The organism is Myxococcus xanthus, from assembly GCF_013116825.1.
Lineage (GTDB): Bacteria > Myxococcota > Myxococcia > Myxococcales > Myxococcaceae > Myxococcus > Myxococcus xanthus_B.
Genome location: NZ_JABFNS010000015.1, coordinates 1 through 20,267, shown reverse-complemented (window position 1 = coordinate 20,267; position 20,267 = coordinate 1). Strand labels below are relative to the sequence as shown.

The following is a 20,267-nucleotide window of genomic DNA, read 5'->3' as shown; positions in this document are numbered from 1 at the left end:
GGTGTGGGGTATAGTCCGCACTTTCCGGCGCTCCGTTCCGGGGGCGCCCCGAGTGTCCCCATGCTTGTCCTGCGTGACGTCCAGAAGACCGACCTGCCCGGGCTGAAAAGGCTCGCGGCCGTGCTGAACACGGTGAACCTGCCGAACAACGAGGAAACGCTGTCGGCCATCGTGGACACGTCGGTGAAGAGCTTCGCGGGCAAGGTGAAGAACCCCTTCGAGCGCGAGTACCTCTTCGTGCTGGAGGACGTGCGAAACAGCCTCATCATCGGCACGTCGATGATCATCGCGCAGCACGGCACCTATGAGGCTCCGCACATCTATTACGAGGTGAGCGAGCGCGAGCACTACTCCGCGTCCCTCTCCCGTCACCTTCGCCACAAGGTCCTCTCCATCGCCTACAACTACGAGGGCCCCACCGAGGTGGGCGGCCTCGTCGTGGACCCGCCCTACCGCGCCACGCCGGACAAGCCCGGCAAGCAGCTGTCCTACGGGCGCTTCCTCTTCATCGCCATGCACCGGCGGCTCTTCCGCCCCCGCGTGCTGGCGGAGCTGCTGCCGCCGCTGCTGCCGGACGGCCGCAGCCTCTTGTGGGAGGCCTGCGGCAAGAAGTTCACCGGCCTCACCTACCAGGAGGCGGACCGCCTCAGCCGGCAGAACAAGGAGTTCATCAAGGAGCTCTTCCCCGCCTCGGACATCTACGCGTCGCTCTTCCCCGCGCGCGTGCAGAAGGTGCTGGGCGAGGTGGGCCCGCAGACGCGCGGCGTGCAACGCATGCTGGAGCGCATCGGCTTCAAGTACATGGAGCGCATCGACCCGTTCGACGGCGGTCCCCACTTCGAGGCCAACACCGCCGACATCTCCCTGGTGCGCAAGTTCCGCACGCTCAAGGTGGGGGAGGGGGACTTCGACCTGGAGGGGGATGACGTCCTCGTCGCGGCGGAGAGTGACTCCGGCCGCAACCGCTTCCGCGCCGTGCGCTGCCAGGCCCGGCTGGAGAACACCCAGGCCTTCCTGCCCGCGCGAGCCAAGGAGGTCCTGGACATCCAGGCCGGCGCGAAGGTGTCCATCATCCCCTTCGAATAGCCCGCTGCCTCACGGCCGGCGCACCACCCGGTGCGCCCCGCGCAGCAGCGACAGCCAGCGGGCCCCCGCCTCCAGCGCGGGGCCCTGCGCCTCCGCCAGGGCGATGGGCAGGTGCGTATGCGGTGACACCTCGTCCAGGGACGTCGGGTCCAAATCCAACGTCCCGCCCTTCGCCAGCGCCACGCGCACCCAGGCGTGGGGGCGCGCTGGCCCGCCGTCCACCACCAGCAGCCCGTGCACCAGCGCCACCTTCACGCCTCGCGCACGGGCCCCCGCCGCGAAGCGCAGCGCGTGCGCCAGACACCCGCCCGCCTCGCCCTCGCCGTCCTCGCTCCAGTCCGCGCCGCCGGGCGTCTTCTCCGGGAAGGCCGCGTGGACCTCGGCCGCCAGCGCCCGCGCCGCCGCCGCCCTCCACGGCGTCAGCCCCGCGAGCCGCGCGGGAACGGCGAGCGGCGGCTCCAGCGACAGCGCGCCCCGGGCCCCCTCCACGGGCAGTCCGTCCGCGAAGAGCTCGGGAGGCGCGCGCAGCCGCTCCCCAGGCGCGGCCTCGGTGAAGCGCGAGTCGCCCACCTCCAGCGCCTCCATCCGGCCGTCCGCCCCATAGCGGGCCTGGAAGGCCGTCCCCAACAACGTTCCCTCCACGCGCCGGTCCTCCACCCGGGTGACGCAGTGCGGGCCCTCGCGGCCCGTCAGCTCCTCCCGCCCCACGACACACCCCTCGGCGGGCACGCCCTTCCAGAGCCACAGCGCCTGCGGCACCGCCGGCGAGCCACGCACCCGCCCCTGGGCATCCACCGCCAGGGCCTGCTCCCGGCGGCGCGCTCCCGCCTTTCCGGCGCGGGTGTGCAGGTGCTGGCTGACGTAGGTAAACCGGCCCGGCTCCAGCGTCAGCGTCACCGTGCCCACCGGAACGCCGCGCCAGGCGAAGACGTAACGCGTGGAATCCGCCTGGGGCGCGGGTGGCGCGCCAGCGCCAACAGGATTCTCTGGCTTTACCGGGAGCGTCAGCAGCAGCAGGGCAAGCAGGGTGGCCACGGCCCCAGTGTGGGGCGTTTTGAGGACCGGCGCGAGAAGGCGGAGTAGCGTTCCACTCCTTCATGGGCGCCAAACGGTACCTGTTCACGTTCGGCCTGGCGGCAGGGCTGGTCTCCGCGCTCCTCCTGGGGGGGATGCTGCGAGCCGTGTCCGGAGGCCCGCTTCCGAATGCCACCTGGGCGGTGGTGTTGCTCGCCACGCCCGCGCTCTATCTCGCGGGGGGCTACCTCGCGTGGTTCCGCTGGGCGGCGCAGCGGCGGCGGGTGCGCCGGCAGGTGATGGCGCGGCTGGCGGAGGGCGACCTCACCACCACGGTGGGGCCGCGCTATGAAGGCCACGAGGACGTGCGCCGCCTCATCCTGTCCCTGCGGCGCGCCCTGGCGCAGGTGCAGCGGGTGACGGCCAACCTGCACCGCACCAGCACGGACGTGAGCGGGCAGGCCCGGATGCTGCTGGAGGCCGCGCGGCGGCAGGGCGGCGCGGTGGAGCGCACGCTGGAGGCCGTCAGCGGCATGGGCGGCAGCCTCCAGGTGGCGGGCAAGCGGGTGCACCAACTGGAGGTCTTCGCCGTCGACACCACCGGCGCGCTGCTGGAGATGACGGAGCGGCTGGAGCAGGTGGTGGACTCGCTGGCCCAGGTCAACACCTTCGCCCACAACACCACGTCGCTGATGCAGGCCATGGCCGAACGGATGGCCAACATCGCCGCGTCTGGTGACGAGCTGGGCCGCTTCGCCAGCGAGGCCGAGGACTTCGTCGCCGCCGTGGAAGGCGGCATCGACTCCGTGCGCCGCCGCGCCAACGAGACGAACCAGTTGGCCATCGCCGTGACGGCCACCGCCGAGCGCGGCGAGGTGCTGGTGGGCGACAGCGTCAAGGGCATGTACCGGGTGGAGGAGACGGTCCGAAAGGCCGCCGAGCTGATGGAGATGCTGGGCACGCGCTCGACGGAAATCGGCCGCATCGTCGACGTCATCCAGGAGATTGCGGACCAGACCAACCTGCTGGCCCTCAATGCCGCCATCATCGCCGCCCAGGCGGGCGTGCAGGGGCGGCCCTTCGGCGTGGTGGCCAACGAGATTCGCAACCTGGCCGAGCGCACCACGCGCTCCACCCGCGAAATCGGCGCCATGGTGGCGGGCGTGCGCGACGCCGTGCAGACGGCGGTGGCGCTGGTGCAGGAGGGCCGCGAGCGAGCCACCGCCGGCGTGGCCCTGGGCGACCGTGCCGCCGAGGCCCTGGTGGAGATTCGCACCATCACCCAGCGCACCTTCACCGCCGTGGAAGCCACGGTGGCGGAGACGCAACGGCTGGAGGCGCAGGGGGCCACGGTCGTGGAGGCCAGCCGCCGCGTGGCCCTGCGGGTGGAGAACGTCACGCGCATGGCCATCGAACAGTCCGGCCACGCGCGCGAGCTGCTGCGCCAGACGCAGGAGATGGCCCGCGTGGGCCAGGGCGCCTCGCAGAAGGCGGAGGCCCAGGCGCGCACCGGACGCGACCTCTCCGAGTCGGTGGTGCGGCTGAGCGCCGCCCTGGAGGAGCTGCGCACCGCCAACGTGGTGCTCACCAAGGCAGACGCCTCCATCCGCGAGGAAGTCGCCCAGGTGCGCGAGGACGCACGCCGGGTCATCCGCATCGGCGACGGGCTGACGCGAACGGTGGACCAACTGGGCCACGAAGCCGAGGGCCTGGAAGCGGAAGTGTACCACTTCAAGCTCCCCACGCCGCACTCCGGCGGGACGCTGCGCGTGGGCATGCACCAGGCCGCGTCGCTGCGGAACCGCCAGGCGGTGGACCCGCTCTTCAGCGTGGAGAACCAGGTCTCCGAGCTCACCGCGTGCGTGTTCTCCACGCTGGTGCGCAGAGAGGACGGCGGGCTGGAGCCCGACCTGGCCGAGCGCTGGGACGCAGACCCCTCCGCGCGCCGCTACCGCTTCTATCTGCGCCGTGGCGTCACCTTCCACGACGGCGCGCTGCTGACGGCGAACGACGTGAAGCGCCACCTGGAGCGGCTGCTGGACCCGGCGCTCCGCTCGCCCGACCGGAGCCTCTTGGAAGACGTGGAGGGCGCGCCGGAGTACGCCGCTGGCATGGCGCGCGACGTGTCCGGCCTGGAGGTGCTGGACGACCACACGCTGGAGGTTCGCCTCCGCGAGCCCAAGGCGTTCTTCCTCCAATTGATGGCGCTCACCGCCACCGCGGTGGCCCGGACGGACGCCAACGGGCGGCTGGTGGGCACCGGGCCGTTCCGGCTCCTCGCCCTGGAACCCGAGCACGTGGTGCTGGAGCGGAACCCCTCTTACTGGCGCTCGGGCGTACCGATGGTGGACCGGCTGGAGTTCCTGCTCGCCGGCTCTCGCAAGGAAGCGGTGACGCTGCTGCGCCAGGGGGCGGTGGACCTCGTGTCATTCCTCGACACGGAGCATGTGGAGCTGCCCGGCCTGGAGGCCTTCCAGCTCGCCGCGAGCACCACGCCCTCCACGGCCTTCGTGGTGCTCAACCACCGGGAGGCGCCCTTCGACGACGTGAGAGTCCGGCGCGCACTCCGCGCGGGCATGGACATCCCGGCCATGGTGAGCCAGTTCCACCCCGGCGCGCGCGTGGCTCGCTCGCTGACCCCGCCCGAGCTGCTGGATGACGCGGACATGGGACCGGCGCCCGTCCCGGACGTGGCCCTCGCCGAGCGGTTGCTGCGAGAGGCAGGCCTGCGCAGGCTGCGGCTGACGCTCCACCGTCCCACCGGCAATGACCACTCCGCGGAGGACGCGGTGCTCTTCCGCCCGCTGCTCCAGGCCGGGCTGCTGGAGCTGCGCTATGTGGAGATGTCGCTCGAGGAATACACGACCCAGGTGACCGAGGGCCGCCTCCCCGCCTTCCGCAACCGCTGGCTGGCCGACTACCCGGACCCGGACACCTTCCTGCACTTCCTCCTCCACTCCAACGCCCAGACGGTGTTCCCCATGGGCTACCGGAACCCGGAGCTGGACCGCCTCACCGCCGAGGCCCGCGTCTCCATCGACCCGGAGCTGCGCCGTCAGCTCTATCTGCGCGCGGAGCAGCTCTTCCAGGAGGACTGCCCCCTCATCCCGCTGTACCACGACCGCGCCCACGCGGCCGCGACCCCCGCGGTCCAAAGCCTGCGGCTGCACCAGACGCCGCCCCAGGTGCGCTTCGACGACCTCTGGGTCGACCCGAACGCCTCCACCTGAGACAGCCCAAGGCACGGGTGGCGCGCGACGCCGGCATCACGGAGATTCGATTCTCATCCGCGAGGGTCCGCCATGGCGCTGCGGCCAGCCGCGGTCTTCCGTCGTGAAGTCCCGCCCCAGGCCGTACGACTCCAGCCGCCACACGCCATCGCGGCTCAAGACGACATACAGGTGCTGCCCCAGGAACGCGGCCCCCGCCACCCGCGGGCGGCTGGGAAGCGGGCAACTGCCGACTCGGGCCCCTCGAGCAAAGAACTGTATCCAGGCCTGCGGGCCCTCCGGCAGTTCGGCGTCCGCGAGCACCGCCACCGCGCCCCCTTGAAGCAGCGCGGCTTCGTACACCGTGCCCGGTGCCACCTCATCCGGAAGCGCATCCACCTCCCACACCACGTGTCCGGACTCCGGGTCCACGGCGCGAAGCACGACACGCTCCTCCCGCGCCGTGCAGGGAACGCCGTCCGTGCGCGCACATGCCCGTGCGAAGAGCTGGCCCGGCTGGCCAGCCGGGGACAGGAGCGCCGGCTCCGCGATGGGCACCCGCACGCCGGCGCCACCGTCCCCTTCGGAGAGCAGGACGGGCACGCCGCCATCCTCCGGCACAAAGGCTCGCGCTCCCACCAGCAGCCGCCCACCCGCGATGGCCAGTGACGCACCTCCCTCCGGGACACCGCCATCCAGCAGCGCGCTCAACTTCAACGCCGCCCCCCCACCGCCCTCCGCCACTCCTGGCGACACCTCCACCCGCGCCAGCCGTCCATCCACCGTGTAGAGATAGGTTGTCCCCAGCACGTCCAGCCCCAGCCGCGCCTCCCCTCGCCAGGCTTCGACCTGTGACGCACCCAGCAACACGCCAGCGTCCTCGCGTCCCGACAGCCAGACGAGCCTCGCGGATTCGGGCGAGGTGCCGCCATCATCCACGCCGCCGGCATCCGGCACGGCCCGCCACGCGACGTACGCGAGGACGTCCTCCTCGTGCGTGAGGGCGATGTGGCTCGCGACGGAGCCCCCCAACGGCAGGCCCTCGCCCGCCCCTAGCGACGCCCACGACGCCTGCCACAGGCGCGCACCGGAGCCGCGCGGCGCATAGGCCTCGAGCCCCTCTGGCGCCTGGACCACCACGCCCGCATCCGACGCGGCCAGCAGCGTCCGCGCGCCCCCATCCGGGTACGAAGACGCGTACCGCAGCAGCCCAGAGCGGGTGTACGCGACCAACTGGCAGCCCGCGTCCCCGCCACACACGGAGGTGTAGAGAGCGTCCTCCGAGACGAGCAACACCGTCCCACCGTCCGCCTCCGTCGGCACACCTTCCAGCTCCAGGCTGAGCTCCGGCGCGAGCTCGACAGGGTCCGGCCGCTGACACACGCCGCCCTGGCACGTCCCTTCACCCTGACAGGCGGTAGCGGGCGCGCAGACGAAGCCCTCGGGTGGCGTCACCTCCCGGCATGCGCCGCTGAAGCACAGACGCGCCGTCTGACAATCCGCTGGGCCGCAAGGACTGAAGTCGTCGGCGTCCACCGCCGTGCAGCCCTCGTCCCGGTCGCACAACCCCACCTTGCAGGGATTCTGCGGCGCGGGGCACGCCACCCGCGACGTCACACACCCCCGTGAAGGCGAACACGCATCCACCGTGCACGGGTTGTTGTCATCACACGTCCTCGGGTGGCCCACGCAGACGCTCGCCTGGCAGCGGCCATCCACCTGACAGCGGCTCTCCGGCGCGCACGCGGCGCCTTCCTCCAGCGGCGTCTCCACGCACGTCCCCGATGCCACGTCGAAGCGGGAGTCGAAGCAGGGGCGCTCCGGACACGGCGTGGGCCGGATGCCCAGGCCCGTGAGGCGAACGGACTCCGTCAACCCCGCGCCAGACAGCAGCAGCGTCCCTTCCGATGGCCCATGCCCCGCGGTGAAGACGACCTCCACTTCGGTCGCGCCGCCGCCAGCGATGCTCACCTCGGACGTCACCACGGCGAAGGGCGCCTCCACGGCTGCCGCCACCGTCAGACCCATCCGGCCCGTGGCCAGCACCGCCACCGCGCGGCGCGCCTGCGTCCCCTCCAGCACACGGCCGAAGTCCACCACCGAATCCCGAGGCCGGAACCCCTGACGCGAGCTTCCCGTCCCGGAGTCCCCCGACTGGCACCCGCCCACGGCGAGCACGAGCGCCACCAACACTGGACTCCAGGAACACGCCCGCGGATGCATGTCCGCGACTCAAGCGCGGGGCCGCGCGCCCCTGCAATGCAACGCCAAGGCGCCGTCCTGAGACGAACTCAAGGCCCCGGCGCGGGGGCACGGCGCCGGGCCAACATCCGGACGCCCACGCCAATGGCGCCAATGACGACCAGCCCCACCACCGCGTACTGGTACCGGGTGACGAGCGCCGTCAGCCGCTCCAGATTGCCGCCCACCGCCGCGCCCAGCCCCAGCACCAGCCCGGTATGTGCCATGGCGGACACCGCGCCCAGCGCCAGCGCGTTGAAGCGCGGCATGCGAGAGGCGCCCGCGGCGACGAAGATGAGCCCCCGGATGCCCGGCAGGAAACGATTCACCAGCAGCAGCCACGGCCCATTCACGCGCATGCGCGCCTGGACCTGCTCCAGCCGCACATGGGTGATGCCGAAGAAGCTGCGCTCGGGGTGGGCGTCGAAGCGCTTCGCCAGCCAGTGCCCCACCGCGTAGTTGATGGCCGCGCCCGCAACGCTGCCCACCGTCACCACCAGGAAGACGAGCATCCACGGCTGCGAACCACGCACCGCGTACACGCCCCCCAGCAGGGTGATGGTGTCTCCGGGAAAGGGCGGCACGACGTACTCCAGCATCGCCGCCAGCCCCAGCACGAGCAGGCCCAGGGGCCCCAGGGCCGAGATGAGCTGGTCGATGAATTCCACCATCCGCGCGTGCGACCTCCGGCGAGCCGTGCTCCGTCGGATTTAGGTCGGAAGCCGCCAACGCGAAAGGTGCTTCCGCCCTGACCCCGCCAGCGGTGAACATCCCCGGGGCCCACGGGGGGCCCGCGTCATGGCGTCGTGGAGGGAGGCGCCTCGGCGGGCCGCGGCATCACCGTGCCGCCGTACTGCGTGGCCGCCAGCGTGCCACACGCCGCGCCAATCTCCTTGCCACCGGAGTACCGACGCGCCACCGGCGACTTGAGAATCTGGAGGTGGTCGCGGAACGCGCTCAGCTCCTCGGGCGTGGGCGGCAGGTACTTCCCGGTGGGGTCCGTCACGTCGATGAGGTCCACCTTGATGCGGATGCCCTCGAAGGCGGCCTTCAGCGCCTCGGCGTCCTCGCGGCCCATGTTGAAGCCGCTGATGGCGACATAGGCGATCATCGCCCGCTCGCGCCGCACCTCGCTGTACTCACGGATGGCGGCGATGAGCTCCGGCAGCGGGTGCGTCTTCTCAATCGGCAGCACCTTCGCGCGCTTCTCCGCGATGGCGCTCGTCACGGAGAAGGCCAGCCGGTACGGGTGCCCTTCGCGCACGTAGCGGCGGATGGCCGGCACATGGCCCGCCGTGGAGAAGGTAATCGCCTCGCCCGCGATGGAGAACCCCGCGGGGTGCCGCAGGATGTCCGCGGCCCGCAGCGTCTCCTTGTAGTTGAGGAGCGGCTCCCCCATCCCCATGAAGACGACGCCGCGCACGGGCCGGTCCGCCTCCTCTCGGATCTGGAGCACCTGGTCCAATATCTCCCAGGTCTGGAGGTTCCTTTTGAAGCCCAACTTCCCCGTCATGCAGAAGTCGCACGCCAGCGCACAGCCCACCTGGCTGGAGACGCAGATGACGTACTTCTCATCGAAGATGGGGATGCGGACCGCTTCGATACGTCCGCCCAGCGGCGAGTCGAAGAGGTACTTCACGAAGCCGTCGTCCGCGCGGCGGCGCTCGACGATTGCCAGCTTCGGCATCTCCGCGTGTGCACGCAGGTGCTCTCCCACGCGGCGCGGCACCTGGCGGGCCGAAGCGACATCCTCCACGGACTGCGCACCGTGGGCGAAGACGGCCGCGAACACCTTGCGGACGGCGACGGGCGACGGGGAGAGCGGCGCGAGCGCGGCCTCCAACTCCTGCAACGACAATGACTTCAGGTTCACGAGGCGGACTTGATCTTGGAGCGAAGGAACTCGGTGAGCTTGTCGGAGACTTCCTTCGGCATCTTCGCCGCCAGCGCCTTCTTGCACAGTCCGGGAGTGGCCCGGTAGGTGCGCAGGAAGTCCACACAGGGACTGCACCCGCGCAGGTGCTCACGTAGGTGCTGTGTGTCCTCGGGAGACATCTCTCCGTCGAGGAATTGCAGCAGGAGGTTGATGGAATCTTTGCAGTTGTACATCCGAACCTCGGCTGGCTGCGGCGCGCCCTCGTTCCTCTCGATGATGCCGAGCGCTTCGTCGCGTTTCACAACTCGCGGCTATCCCGGTTGTAGAAAGCGTCGATGGCTTCACGGAGCGCGAGCCGTGCCCGGTGCAACCGGCTCTTGATGGCGGGGATGGAGTCCCCCGTCGCCTCTGCAATCTGTTCGTAACTGAGGCCCTCCACGTCTTTCAAGAGGAAGACCTCCCGATACCCCTCGGGCAGGCGGTCCGAGGCTTGCTGGATGGCGGAGCCCAGCTCGGCGTCCAGGGCCTTCTCCTCGGCGTCCCGGCTCCAATCCGTCTGGGGATAATCCGCCAGGGAGCCCCGCTCGGTGAACTCCGGGCCCTGGAGCTCCTGCTCGGCTGCCTGGGCCACGCGGCGGTGGCGCAGGCGCATGAGCGCATGGTTGGCGGCGATGCGGTGCACCCAGGAACCGAAGGCCGCATCCCCCCGGAAATCCTTCAGGTGTTGGTAGGCGGACAGGAAGGTGTCCTGGGTGATTTCGGCCGCGTCGGCCTCCGAACGGGTCATCCGGAGCGCCAGGCCATACACCTTGTCCCGGTGGGCATCCACCAGGGCCTCGAAGGCGGAAACATCCCCATCCTGTGCGCGAGAGAGGAGCTGACGGTCCTCTCCCATGACGGCCTCGTCGGACATGGCGGGGAGCACCCAACCAGCCAGGAAGCCCGCCGTCAAGCGGGCTTGCGGCGTCCCGGTGGCGGCCCCTTGCTGACATGTTGACTGTCCCGGACCCACAACCGGAAGGGTTCGGCGGCCCAGGTCCCGGCGTAATCCACGCCAATCCGGGGCCCCCGGGACACGGCTGACTCGGGAACAGGCGTCCCGGGTCGCAGGTGCAGCGCGGGCGTGCACAGGCCCCGCCGGTTGTGCGCCCGGGTGAGGCCCAGCGCCTTGCACAGGCGGCCCGGCCCGTCCGTGCGCACCCCCGGAGGCAGGCCCTCCACCGGCTCCACCGCCCGCACCAGCACCGCCGCGCCGACCCCCGCGGCATCCGTCACCACGTTGAAACAGTGGTGCATGCCATAAATCAGATAGACGTACGCCACGCCGGCCGGTCCGAACATGACCTCGGTACGAGGAGTGAGCCCCTTGGCCGCGTGGCACGCCAGGTCGTGCTCGCCAATATAGGCCTCCGTCTCCACGATGCGGCCCACCCGGCGCCGCCCGCCCTCCTCCACCGCCAGCAAGGCGCCGAGCAGCTCTCGGGCGACCACCAGCGCGGGACGGGCGTAGAAAGTCTCCGGCAACCAGTTCACACCTGGATGTTAACGGCCCTTCCGTCCGGAAGGCGAAGAACCCAGACACACTCGGAGAGCGTCCGCAGTTCCCACCAGCGCGGGGCTGGGGCAGATTGCATCGCACCATGTCCACCCCTGGCCGGCTCTCCGGTCTCTTGCTCCCGCTCTTCTCCCTCCGCTCGCAGACCGACTTCGGCATCGGTGACTTCGGTGCCCTGGAGGGACTGTTCACCTGGATGAAGGCCGCCCGCCAGCGGATGCTGATGGTGCTGCCGCTGCTGCCCACCGCGCCGGGCGACTCGAGCCCCTACGCGACGCGCTCGGCCTTCGGCCTCAATCCCCTCTTCATCGACCTGCAGCGGCTGCCGGAGTTCATCGCGGCTGGCGGCGAGGCGGCCCTGTCCGACGCGCAGCGCGCCCAGCTGGCCGAGGCGCGCTCGGCGCCGCGCGTGCGCTACGACCTGGTCTTCCCCCTCAAGGACACCGCCTTCGCGCGCGCCTTCGACGTCTTCGAAGCCCAGCACTGGGCACCTCAGTCCGAACGGGCGAAGGCCTTCCGCCAGTGGCGCGACGCCCAGGGCGAGTGGCTGGAGAGCTACGCGCTCTTCACCGCCATCAGCGAGCAGGAGGAGCGCCGCCCGTGGTGGGAGTGGCCGGAGCCGCTGCGCACCCGTCAACCCGAGGCCCTGGCCCAGAAGGGCCGGGAGCTGGAGCGCCGCGTGCGCTACCACGCCTGGCTCCAGTGGGTGGCCGAGCAGCAGTGGAACGAGGTGCGGACGCAGGCCCACGCCAAGGATGTCCTCCTGTGCGGCGACGAGCCGTTCATCATCGGCCAGGACAGCGCGGACGTGTGGGCGCACCCGGACATCCTGCGGCGCGACGCCCGCCTGGGCGTGCCTCCGGATGACTTCTCCGCCACGGGCCAGGACTGGGGCCTGCCCTACTTCGACCTGGTGGCCATGGAGAAGGACGACTTCGCGTGGCTGAGGACGCGCGCGAAGAAGGCGGCCAGCTACTACGACTTGCGCCGCGTGGACCACGCGGTGGGGTACTTCCGGCAGTGGATTCGCGACGCGCAGACGCCCACCGGGCGCTTCATCCCGCCGGACGAGGAGAGCCACCGCCGCCTGGGCGAGAAGACCTTCCGCCTGCTGTCCGAGGGCGCCGGCATCGTCGCCGAGGACCTGGGCGTGATTCCGCACTTCGTGCGCCACATCCTCGCGGAGCTCAAGCTGCCCGGCTACCGGGTGATGCGCTGGGAGCGCGACGACAATCACTACCGCGACCCGCGCCAGTTCCCGGCGGTGTCCCTGGTCACCACCGGCACGCATGACACGGACACGGTGGCCGAGTGGTGGGAGGGCGCGGGCGACCACGAGCGGCATGCGGCGGCGCGCGCATGGCCGGAGCTCAACGGCGTGGCCATCACCCGCGAGTTCACCCCCGACGTGCACCGGGCCATGCTGGCCTCGGCGCTCAACGCCAACAGCGACCTGTGCGTGTTGCCCTGGCAGGACGTGCTCGGCACCCGGGACCGCATCAACCTGCCCGGCTCCATGAGCGATTCGAACTGGGCCTACCGCATCGAGCAGAACGTGAGCGACCTGCTCACCGATTCGCGCACGCGCGAGGCCGCTGAACGCCTGGCCTGGCTCACCGCGTCCGCGCGGCGCTGAGACACCGTCCGCCCGGGGCCCCCACGTGGGCGGACACGCGCGGCCGCGATGGCCTCACGGCTTGATGCACTTCACCTGGGCCGGGAAGCCGTCGAACAGGGCGCAGGTGCGGTTGGAGTTGGCGCACTCCAGCCGCTCGCAGATGTCGTCGAAGACGCAGATGGGCGGCGAGCGGCCGAACTCCAGGAAGATCTCCGCGCAGAACTGGTACGGGTTCACGCAGCCGAACGAGCCGCAGTAGGGCGCGTCCGACAAGCTCTCGCCCTCCTTGGGGCGCACCGCTTCGTCCTCGGAGACACCACACGAGGACGCGCACACCGCGAGCACGGAGAACACCAGGCTTCTGATTCGCCGGGACTGGGCCATGGCCCCCCATCTTGGGCCAGGCGGGCGCGGCTTGCACGTCTTCGCGAGGCGCCCTTCCGCGACACCGGACACTGGGGTTTGCCCTGACGTCCCGGTATGCGACAAAGCATTGCCATCCTGGACGGAAGAAGTGTTGGGGCCGCGAGCCTTCCAGCTATGAAACACCCCGTGGCCGCCGACCTGCACAGATACCTCCGCCTTGCCACTCCGCTCGCGCTGCTGCTCACCGCGGCCTGCGCCACCACGAACGCGCCGCCCCCCTCCGGGCCCAAGGTCACCGACCTGGAAATCCAGGGCACGGACCAGGTGAGCGAGGGCGCCATCAAGGACCGCATCCTCACCACCGCCACGCCCTTCTGGGGCTTCTGGCCCTTTGGCGGCCCCAGCTACTTCGACGCCAACGCGTGGCAGGCGGACCTGCGCCGCATCGAGCGGTACTACCAGGCCCAGGGCTTCTACCAGGCGAAGGTCACCGACGCCGAGGTCAAGCCGGCCGGTGACGACAAGGTCGCCATCGACATCCGCGTGCAGGAGGGCGAACCCACCCACATCAGCGAAATCCAGGTGACGGGCCTGGACACCCTGCCGGAGGACGTGCGCGAGGAGCACCGCAAGTACGTGTTGGACGGACTGCCCCTGCGCGAAGGCGACGTCTTCAAGGAAGCGTCCTGGGAGGAAGCGAAGGTCCGCGTCCAGGAGCGGCTGCGCGAGCTGGCCTACGCCGAGGCCGAAGTCGACGGCGAGGTCCGGGTGGACGTGGACACGAGGCAGGCGGTGGTGGAATTGCGCACCCGGCCCGGCATTCGCTACCGCTTCGGCAACACCTTCGTCGCCACGGACGCCAATCCCCAGGTGCCTCCGCGCCGCATCATCGAGCAGGTGACGGGCGCGTTGAAGAAGGGGGACTGGTACAGCGAGACGGCGCTGGCCAACGCGCAGGCGCGCGTGTTCCGCATGGGCGTGTTCGGCGCGGTGAAGGTGAACCGCGGCGCGCCGGACCGCGAGTCCGGCACGGTGCCGGTGGTGGTGGACGTGCGCGAGGCGCCCTTCCGCTCCGTGCGGCTGGGCGGCGGCCTGGGCGTGGACGCGGCCCGGCAGGAGGTCCGCGCGGTGGGCGAGTGGACCCACCGCAACTTCGGCGGCGGCCTGCGCCGCTTCACCGTCCGCGGCCGGCTGGGCTACGCCTTCATCCCCAACGTCCTCGACTTCAACAAGGACGGTCCCGTCTTCGACGTCACCGCCGAGTATGAGCAGCCCCGCTTCCTCTTCAGGGACCTGCGGGCGCAGAACTCGCTCAGCGTGGAGAAGGGCCTGGAGCAGGCCTATGACTTCTGGGGCGGCAGGCTCCAGACGGGTGTCATCTGGCAGCCGCACCCCGACTTCTCCATCTTCCCGTCGTACAACCTCCAGATGTACCGGCTCAGCGGCCGCGTCAGCGCCGACTCCCGCGTTCCGCCCATCGTCCTGGGCTGCGGCGAGGGCCAGGCGCAGTGCAACGTGGCGCTCAGCTTCCTGGAGCTGGCCTTCACCTGGGACCGGCGCGATGACGTCGTCGAGCCGCGCGACGGCTACTACATCTCCCTCTCCGTCCAGAAGGGCGGGGGCACGCCCCTCATGGGAGACTTCAACTACGTCCGCCTGCTGCCCGACCTGCGCGTCTACCGTTCGTTCGGCGAGGACAAGCGGTTCATCCTGGCGGCGAAGGTGCGCGCGGGCACGCTGAACCCCGCGGGCGGCGGCCAGAGCTCCATCGTCACCCGCTTCTTCTCGGGCGGCGGCACGTTCATGCGCGGCTTCAACGGCCAGCGCCTGTCACCCCTGGCCGCCCTGCAACGCACGGCGGACGTGGACGGCGACGGCACCCCGGATGTCGTCCAGGACGAGGAATGGGACACCGTCCCCGTGGGAGGCAACAGCCTCTTCGAGACCTCGGTGGAGATGCGCTACCAGTTCACGGAGAGCCTGATGGTGGCGGCCTTCTATGACACGGGCCTGGTGGGCATCGAGGACTTCTCCCACGCGAACCGGCCCAAGCTCTTCGGCCCCCAGCACTACCACGCCGTGGGCATGGGCCTGCGGTATCTGACGGTCGTCGGGCCCGTCCGGCTGGACATCGCCCGGCGGTTGAACATTGGCGGGGGATTGCCCGTCTCCACCCCGGGATACATCTATCCCGAAGCCGGAGGCTGCTTCGGCATCGGAAGCCGGTGGAGGCCCACGGGCCCGACGACGCCCAGCGGAGCGTTCGCGGGTGCTCCGGACGGGCTGTGCGCGCTGCACCTGTCGATTGGAGAGGCGTTTTGACGGAATCCGCCCCGAGCGCCGCGCCTCCCCCACCCCGCCGGCCCGCGCGCTGGGGCCGCCGCGTGCTGTGGGGCCTGCTGGGCCTCGTGGGCCTCATCGCGCTCGTCGTCGCGGGCCTGCTCGTCTTCGTCACGACGTCGCGCGGAGAGACCTGGCTCGTCCAGAAGGGGCTCGCGCTGGCCCATGAGCAGCTCTCCGGCCGGCTGGAGCTGGGGCGCCTGGACCTGTCCCTGAGCGGCGTCATCCTCGAGGACGTGAAGCTGTATGACCCCGAAGGCGAGCTGGTGGCGGAGATCGCCCGGGTGGACGTGCGCGCGCGGCTGGCGGGGCTGGTGCGCCAGCACGTGAACCTCCCCTCCGCGCGCCTCGAGCGTCCGCGCCTGTATCTGGCCCAGGACGAGCGAGGACTGAACCTGACGCGCGCGTTGGAGCCCCGCACGCCCAGCCCGGAAGAGCCCTCCAAGGGCCGCGGCTCGCTGACGCTGGACTTGCACGAGCTCGTACTCGAGGACGGCTACGTCGACTTCCGGCAGGCGTTGCCCGAAGGCGGTGAGCGGCAGGTGCGGCTGGAGGACCTGGATGCCCGGGGCTCGGCCCGCTACGCCGCCGCGACGCAGGGCGTGGGCGCGAACCTGGACGCCACCGCGCGCCTCGCCCGTCCCGTGGCCGGGCCCGTGCGGCTGGCGCTGAAGGCCCGCGGCGAAGAGGGCGCCTTCGAAGGCGATGTCGACCTGGAGGCCGCGGGGCTGGAGCTGGACGCCAGCGGCCGCGCGAAGCTCCCTCCAGAGACGCCGCCGGGCGCGCCGGAGGGCCCGCTCCAAGCAGGACTGGAGCTGCGACGCCTGTCCGCGCCGCCCGACCTGCTGCGGGCCTTCGTGCCCACCTGGCCGTTGCGGGTGCCGGTGTCCGCGGAGGGCTCCGCCGGACTGGACGGCGACGCGGCGCGGGTGGACGTCACCGCGAAGGCCGCCAGCGCCTCCGTGTCCGTGAAGGGCGGCATGGATTTGGAGCGGATGCGCACCGACGGCCTGTCCGTGAAGGCGCGCGACGTGGACCTGTCGGAGCTGCTGACGCAGGGCCCCAAGACGCGCATCGCCGCGGACCTGGACGCGAAGGGCGGAGGCACGAGCCTGGAGTCGATGGAGGGCGAGGTGAAGCTCACCGTGTCCCCCTCCCGATACCTGGGCCAGCCGCTGGGGCCGGTGGAGCTGGAGGCCAGCGCGAAGGAGGGCCGGTATTCGCTGATGCGGCTGCGGATGCTCGCGCCGGGCGTGGCCCTGCAGGCCAAGGGAGACGGCACCGCGGAGTCGGTGAACCTGGAAGGCGGCCTCACCGCCGGCAACCTCGCCCTGCTCTCGCAGATGCTGTCCAAGCTGATGCCGGGCGTGGTGGCCCCCATGGCGGGCAACGGCGCGTTGGACTTCTCCGTGAAGGGCCCGCTGCGCACGCCCGCCGTGAAGGTCGACGGTGGCTTCGCGGCGCTGCGGTACGGCGACGTGGCGGCGCAGGACGTATCCCTGAAGCTGGAGATGCCGGACGTCAGCCACCCCCTCACGTCCAACGCCACGCTGGTGGTGTCCCGGCTGAAGGCGGGCGGACGGGACTTGCGCGACGTCGCCGTCACGCTGGCCACGCAGGAGCGTGCGCTGGAGGCCAGCGTGCGCGTGGCGGGAGACGCGGAGCTGGGGCTCACGCTCAGTGGACTGGTGGACGGAAATCGCCAGGGGCTGGCCATCCGGCAGCTGGCGCTGTTCTGGCCGGAGGCCACCTGGACGCTCCAGGCGCCCACGCACCTGGGCTTCGGCGGAGGCAACGTCGAGGTGGCGCCCCCGCTGCGGCTCGCGTCGGAGGGGCAGACGTTGTCGCTGCAGGGCGCGATGCGCGGCCAGCGCGTCAACGCGCGCGTGGAACTGGGCGCGTTCGACTTGTCGCGGCTGCCCAGGGCCTTCGTCCCGGAGTCGCTGGGCCTGGGCGGCAGGCTGACAGGCCACGCCGCCGTCAGCGGGACGATGGCGCGCCCCGACGCGGAGACCGACCTGCGGCTGGAAGACGGCAGCGCGCGCGGCTACGAGGGGCTCCAGGCGAAGCTGAAGGCGCGCTACGTGAAGGACCGCGCCACCGGGACGCTGGCGGCCAGCCTGCCCGTGGCGCGGCTCGCCGCCGAGTTCGACGTGCCAGTGCAGGGCGTGCTCAAGCGCCGACGCGACGCGATGTCCGTGCGCCTGAATCTGGAGGACCTGGACATCGCCGGCGTCATGAAGCTCGCGGGCCAGCCCCAGAGCGCCAGCGGCCGGCTGGCCGGCACGCTGACCGTGGAAGGCCCCGCGCGTGAGCCCCTGCTGGACTTCACCCTCCGCGGGCAGGGCGTGCGCTACCAGACGCCGCCGCCGGGCTTCTCGCTGCCCGAGCCGCTGGCCTTCCAACTGCGCGCCGCGTCCGACCGCGAGGACCAGACGCTGGATGCGCGCCTGGACGTGGAGGGCCTGGGCTCGCAGACGTACCTGGCCCTGCGGACGCCCTTCACGGTGGGCGGGCTGATGGCGAAGCCGCCCACGCCCGATGAGCTCCTGGCGACGACGCTGGGCGTAGAGGCCCGCGTGACGCAGCTGCCCCTCACCCTGTTCGAGGGAATGAGCGGCGTGCAGCAGCCAGGCGGCACGGTGACGGCGCACCTGGACTTCGAGGGCTCGGTCCTGGTGCCCCACGCGACGCTGCGCGTGCAGGCCAACGCGGTGACGATGAACGGGCTGCCGCCCATGAACGGGCAGCTCAGCGTCGTGGGCGGCGACAAGGACGTGAAGCTCACGCTGAACGCGCAGCGCCAGGACGGACCGCTGGCGCAGCTGACGGCCACGCTGGAGGCCCCGCTGGGCGCGCTCCAGGACCGCGAGGTCTACGGCCACATCCCCTTCGACATCACCGGCCGCGTGGGCCCGGTGCCGTTGCAGGAGCTTCCCGGCCTGGCCACCCCGCCGTCGCCCGTGGCGGAGGGCGCGCCGCCACCGCAGGGCAGCCGGCCCCAGGGTATCCAGGGCGTGCTGGCCATGGAGCTGGGCGCGCGGGGCACGCTCGACACGCCGCAGATGGAGCTCACCGCCGGCGTGCAGGACCTGGGCGTGGGCAACGCGGGGCTGGGCCAGGTGCGCCTGAACTACACGTACAGGGACACCCGCTCTCGCTTTGACCTGCTGCTCACCGAGCCGGGCGGCGGCACCCTGCTGGTGAACGGAGGCCTGGGCCTGGACGTGTCACTGCCCGCGCTCAACCGGGGACTCCAGACAGACAACGCGCCGGTGGAGGTCGCGCTCAAGGCGCGCAACTTCAACCCGGCCTTCCTGTCCGGCACGGTGGAGATGCTGCGCAGCATCGGCGGCGTGCTCCAGGCGGACGCCAGCGTCGCCGGCACGCTGGGCGCGCCCCGCATCAACGGCAGCGTGGAGTGGAAGGACGGCAAGCTGGGGCTGATGGGCCTGGGCGAGTACCGCGACATCCAGCTCGCCCTGAAGGCCAGCCGCGAATCCATCGCCGTCACGACGCTGTCGGCCAAGGCCGGCAACGGCTCGCTGCACCTCAACTCGCCGCTGACCGCGGTGCTCAACGCCCGGAACGAGTACGAGCTGTCCAGCCCCGGGACGTCCGCCCCGCCGCTGGTGATGCGCAACTTCCCCATCATCGTCGACGACCAGCTCATGGCGCTGGTGAGCCTGCGCGCGAAGGTGGAGGGCACGCTGTCCCAGCGGCTGGTCAACCTGCGCAACGTCACCATCCCCGAGGCCACCATCGAGCTGCCGGAAGCCAAGCGCAAGGACCTGCAGTCGCTGGAGCGGCCCGGTGACGTGGTGCTGGTACGCAACGGAGAGCCGCTGGACCGCAAGAAGCGCAAGGAAGCAGCCCAGGCACAGCCCCCGGCGAACCCCGACGGGACCCCCGTGGAAGGCGCGGCCCCAGCGGAGGGTGTGGCGGCGGAAGACGCGGAGGAGACGGCCACGCCACGCATTGTGTTCTGGGTGAATGTGAATGCGCCCCGCAACCTCTGGGTGAAGGGCTCCGACATCAACGCGGAGCTGGGGCTGTCGGAGGACTTCCGCGTCGAATACACGGACGTGGCGCGCCTGTTCGGTGAGGTGCGCGTGCTGCGCGGACGCGTGGACGTGCTCGGCCGCCGCTTCGACATCCAGCGCGACAGCCAGGTGCGCTTCACCGGCCCGGCCCTGGCGCCGTACATCAACGTCACCGCCGAGCACCGCAACGACAGCGCCAAGGTCACCGTGTTCGTCACCATCCGGGGCCAGGGGCGGGAAATCACGCTCAAGCCCACCAGTGACCCGCCGCTGCCGGAGTCGGAAATCTACACGCTGCTGGCGACGGGCCGGCGCACGCTGGAGCGCAGCTCCGGTGCCTCCATGAACGCCAGCGCGCAGGCCGCGTCCGTGGTGGGCTCACTGGTGGCCAACGAGGCCCGCAAGGCCCTGGCCGCGAAGCTGCCCCTGGACGTGGTCTCCATCGAGGCGGGGGACTCCGGCATCGCGGGCACCAAGCTGGAAGTCGGCACCTACGTGACGGACAAAATCTACGTCGGCTACACCGGCCGCGTGGGCGCCAACCTCCAGCAGGGAGAGAACGCCAACGCGGTGCGCTTCGAGTACCAGTTGGGCACGCGCTGGAGCCTGGAAGGCCAGTACGGCGACGCGCGCTCGGGCGGGTTGGACCTCATCTGGACCAACCAGTACTGATAGCGGGGTGCGGATGAAGGGAGCAGGCGGAGGGTGTTGACGGAGTGAGGAGGTATCGCCTGCTATGTCCGGTACGCATTCGCTCGACCTGCGCGAGCGTGTCATCGCAGCTTGGCAAGGGGGCGAGGGCAAGAGTGCCATCGCCCGTCGCTTCATGCTTGGTTATGCCACGGTGCGTCGTTACATCGCGCGCTTCGAGGTAACCGGCAGCGTTTGTGCGCGCCCCCATGGGGGCGGGGCCCCTCGC

14 protein-coding genes are annotated in these 20,267 nt (G+C 71.1%); 6 read left to right on the top strand and 8 right to left on the bottom strand.

The window, feature by feature from the left end:
- Positions 1 to 60 precede the first annotated feature (60 nt).
- Positions 61 to 1,086 (top strand): arginine N-succinyltransferase, encoded by a 1,026-nt coding sequence (locus tag HNV26_RS06350; RefSeq protein ID WP_171441027.1) that lies wholly within the window; start codon positions 61 to 63, stop codon positions 1,084 to 1,086.
- Between the two features lie 9 nt (positions 1,087 to 1,095).
- Here the strand turns inward: HNV26_RS06350 and HNV26_RS06345 are convergent, their stop codons facing one another.
- Positions 1,096 to 2,121 carry a lasso peptide biosynthesis protein gene (locus tag HNV26_RS06345; protein ID WP_171441026.1) on the bottom strand — a complete coding sequence of 342 codons (1,026 nt, stop codon included), beginning with the start codon at positions 2,119 to 2,121 and terminating at the stop codon, positions 1,096 to 1,098.
- Positions 2,122 to 2,183: 62 nt separating this feature from the next.
- On the opposite strand from HNV26_RS06345, the gene HNV26_RS06340 reads away from it, so the two are divergent.
- Positions 2,184 to 5,330, top strand: coding sequence for an ABC transporter substrate-binding protein (locus HNV26_RS06340; protein WP_171441025.1), 3,147 nt, complete (start codon positions 2,184 to 2,186; stop codon positions 5,328 to 5,330).
- A 36-nt stretch (positions 5,331 to 5,366) separates the two neighbouring features.
- On the opposite strand, the gene HNV26_RS06335 is transcribed toward HNV26_RS06340, so the two are convergent.
- The 6 genes from HNV26_RS06335 to HNV26_RS06310 all read right to left on the bottom strand — a co-directional run bounded on the left by HNV26_RS06335 (position 5,367) and on the right by HNV26_RS06310 (position 10,959).
- Entirely contained in the window at positions 5,367 to 7,496 is a 2,130-nt protein-coding gene (locus HNV26_RS06335; RefSeq protein WP_366816776.1) for a hypothetical protein, read from the bottom strand.
- Positions 7,497 to 7,600: 104 nt separating this feature from the next.
- On the bottom strand, positions 7,601 to 8,221 hold the full coding sequence (locus HNV26_RS06330; protein ID WP_171445524.1) for a DedA family protein: 621 nt from the start codon (positions 8,219 to 8,221) through the stop codon (positions 7,601 to 7,603).
- Between the two features lie 125 nt (positions 8,222 to 8,346).
- On the bottom strand, positions 8,347 to 9,423 hold the full coding sequence (locus HNV26_RS06325; protein ID WP_171445523.1) for a radical SAM protein: 1,077 nt from the start codon (positions 9,421 to 9,423) through the stop codon (positions 8,347 to 8,349).
- On the bottom strand, positions 9,420 to 9,728 hold the full coding sequence (locus HNV26_RS06320; protein WP_316564470.1) for an anti-sigma factor family protein: 309 nt from the start codon (positions 9,726 to 9,728) through the stop codon (positions 9,420 to 9,422). Before HNV26_RS06320 ends, HNV26_RS06325 begins: the two co-directional genes overlap by 4 nt.
- On the bottom strand, positions 9,725 to 10,339 hold the full coding sequence (locus HNV26_RS06315) for an RNA polymerase sigma factor (RefSeq protein ID WP_171445522.1): 615 nt from the start codon (positions 10,337 to 10,339) through the stop codon (positions 9,725 to 9,727). Before HNV26_RS06315 ends, HNV26_RS06320 begins: the two co-directional genes overlap by 4 nt.
- A gap of 35 nt (positions 10,340 to 10,374) precedes the next feature.
- Entirely contained in the window at positions 10,375 to 10,959 is a 585-nt protein-coding gene (locus HNV26_RS06310) for a DNA-3-methyladenine glycosylase (RefSeq protein WP_171452777.1), read from the bottom strand.
- Between the two features lie 107 nt (positions 10,960 to 11,066).
- Here HNV26_RS06310 and HNV26_RS06305 point away from each other — a divergent pair, with 107 nt between their 5' ends.
- Entirely contained in the window at positions 11,067 to 12,617 is a 1,551-nt protein-coding gene (locus HNV26_RS06305; RefSeq protein ID WP_171445346.1) for a 4-alpha-glucanotransferase, read from the top strand.
- Positions 12,618 to 12,671: 54 nt separating this feature from the next.
- Here the strand turns inward: HNV26_RS06305 and HNV26_RS06300 are convergent, their stop codons facing one another.
- Positions 12,672 to 12,983, bottom strand: a complete 312-nt coding sequence (locus HNV26_RS06300) for a hypothetical protein (protein ID WP_090488432.1) — start codon at positions 12,981 to 12,983, stop codon at positions 12,672 to 12,674.
- Between the two features lie 156 nt (positions 12,984 to 13,139).
- Between HNV26_RS06300 and HNV26_RS06295 the strand changes: the two genes are divergently transcribed.
- From HNV26_RS06295 to HNV26_RS37865, 3 genes are all read left to right on the top strand, one after another.
- On the top strand, positions 13,140 to 15,287 hold the full coding sequence (locus tag HNV26_RS06295; RefSeq protein WP_171445345.1) for a BamA/TamA family outer membrane protein: 2,148 nt from the start codon (positions 13,140 to 13,142) through the stop codon (positions 15,285 to 15,287).
- Complete coding sequence (locus tag HNV26_RS06290) at positions 15,284 to 20,020, top strand: translocation/assembly module TamB (RefSeq protein ID WP_171445344.1); 4,737 nt, start codon at positions 15,284 to 15,286, stop codon at positions 20,018 to 20,020. Before HNV26_RS06295 ends, HNV26_RS06290 begins: the two co-directional genes overlap by 4 nt.
- A gap of 64 nt (positions 20,021 to 20,084) precedes the next feature.
- On the top strand, positions 20,085 to 20,267 hold a 183-nt coding region (locus HNV26_RS37865; RefSeq protein WP_216611860.1), incomplete at its 3' end, for a helix-turn-helix domain-containing protein.

Bases quoted from the DNA above. Each gene is read 5' to 3' on its own strand.
- HNV26_RS06315 (WP_171445522.1), bottom strand. From the start codon at position 10,339: ATGTCCGACGAGGCCGTCATGGGAGAGGACCGTCAGCTCCTCTCTCGC.
- HNV26_RS06350 (WP_171441027.1), top strand. From the start codon at position 61: ATGCTTGTCCTGCGTGACGTCCAGAAGACCGACCTGCCCGGGCTGAAA.
- HNV26_RS06305 (WP_171445346.1), top strand. From the start codon at position 11,067: ATGTCCACCCCTGGCCGGCTCTCCGGTCTCTTGCTCCCGCTCTTCTCC.
- HNV26_RS06295 (WP_171445345.1), top strand. From the start codon at position 13,140: ATGAAACACCCCGTGGCCGCCGACCTGCACAGATACCTCCGCCTTGCC.
- HNV26_RS06340 (WP_171441025.1), top strand. From the start codon at position 2,184: ATGGGCGCCAAACGGTACCTGTTCACGTTCGGCCTGGCGGCAGGGCTG.
- HNV26_RS06330 (WP_171445524.1), bottom strand. From the start codon at position 8,221: ATGGTGGAATTCATCGACCAGCTCATCTCGGCCCTGGGGCCCCTGGGC.
- HNV26_RS06300 (WP_090488432.1), bottom strand. From the start codon at position 12,983: ATGGCCCAGTCCCGGCGAATCAGAAGCCTGGTGTTCTCCGTGCTCGCG.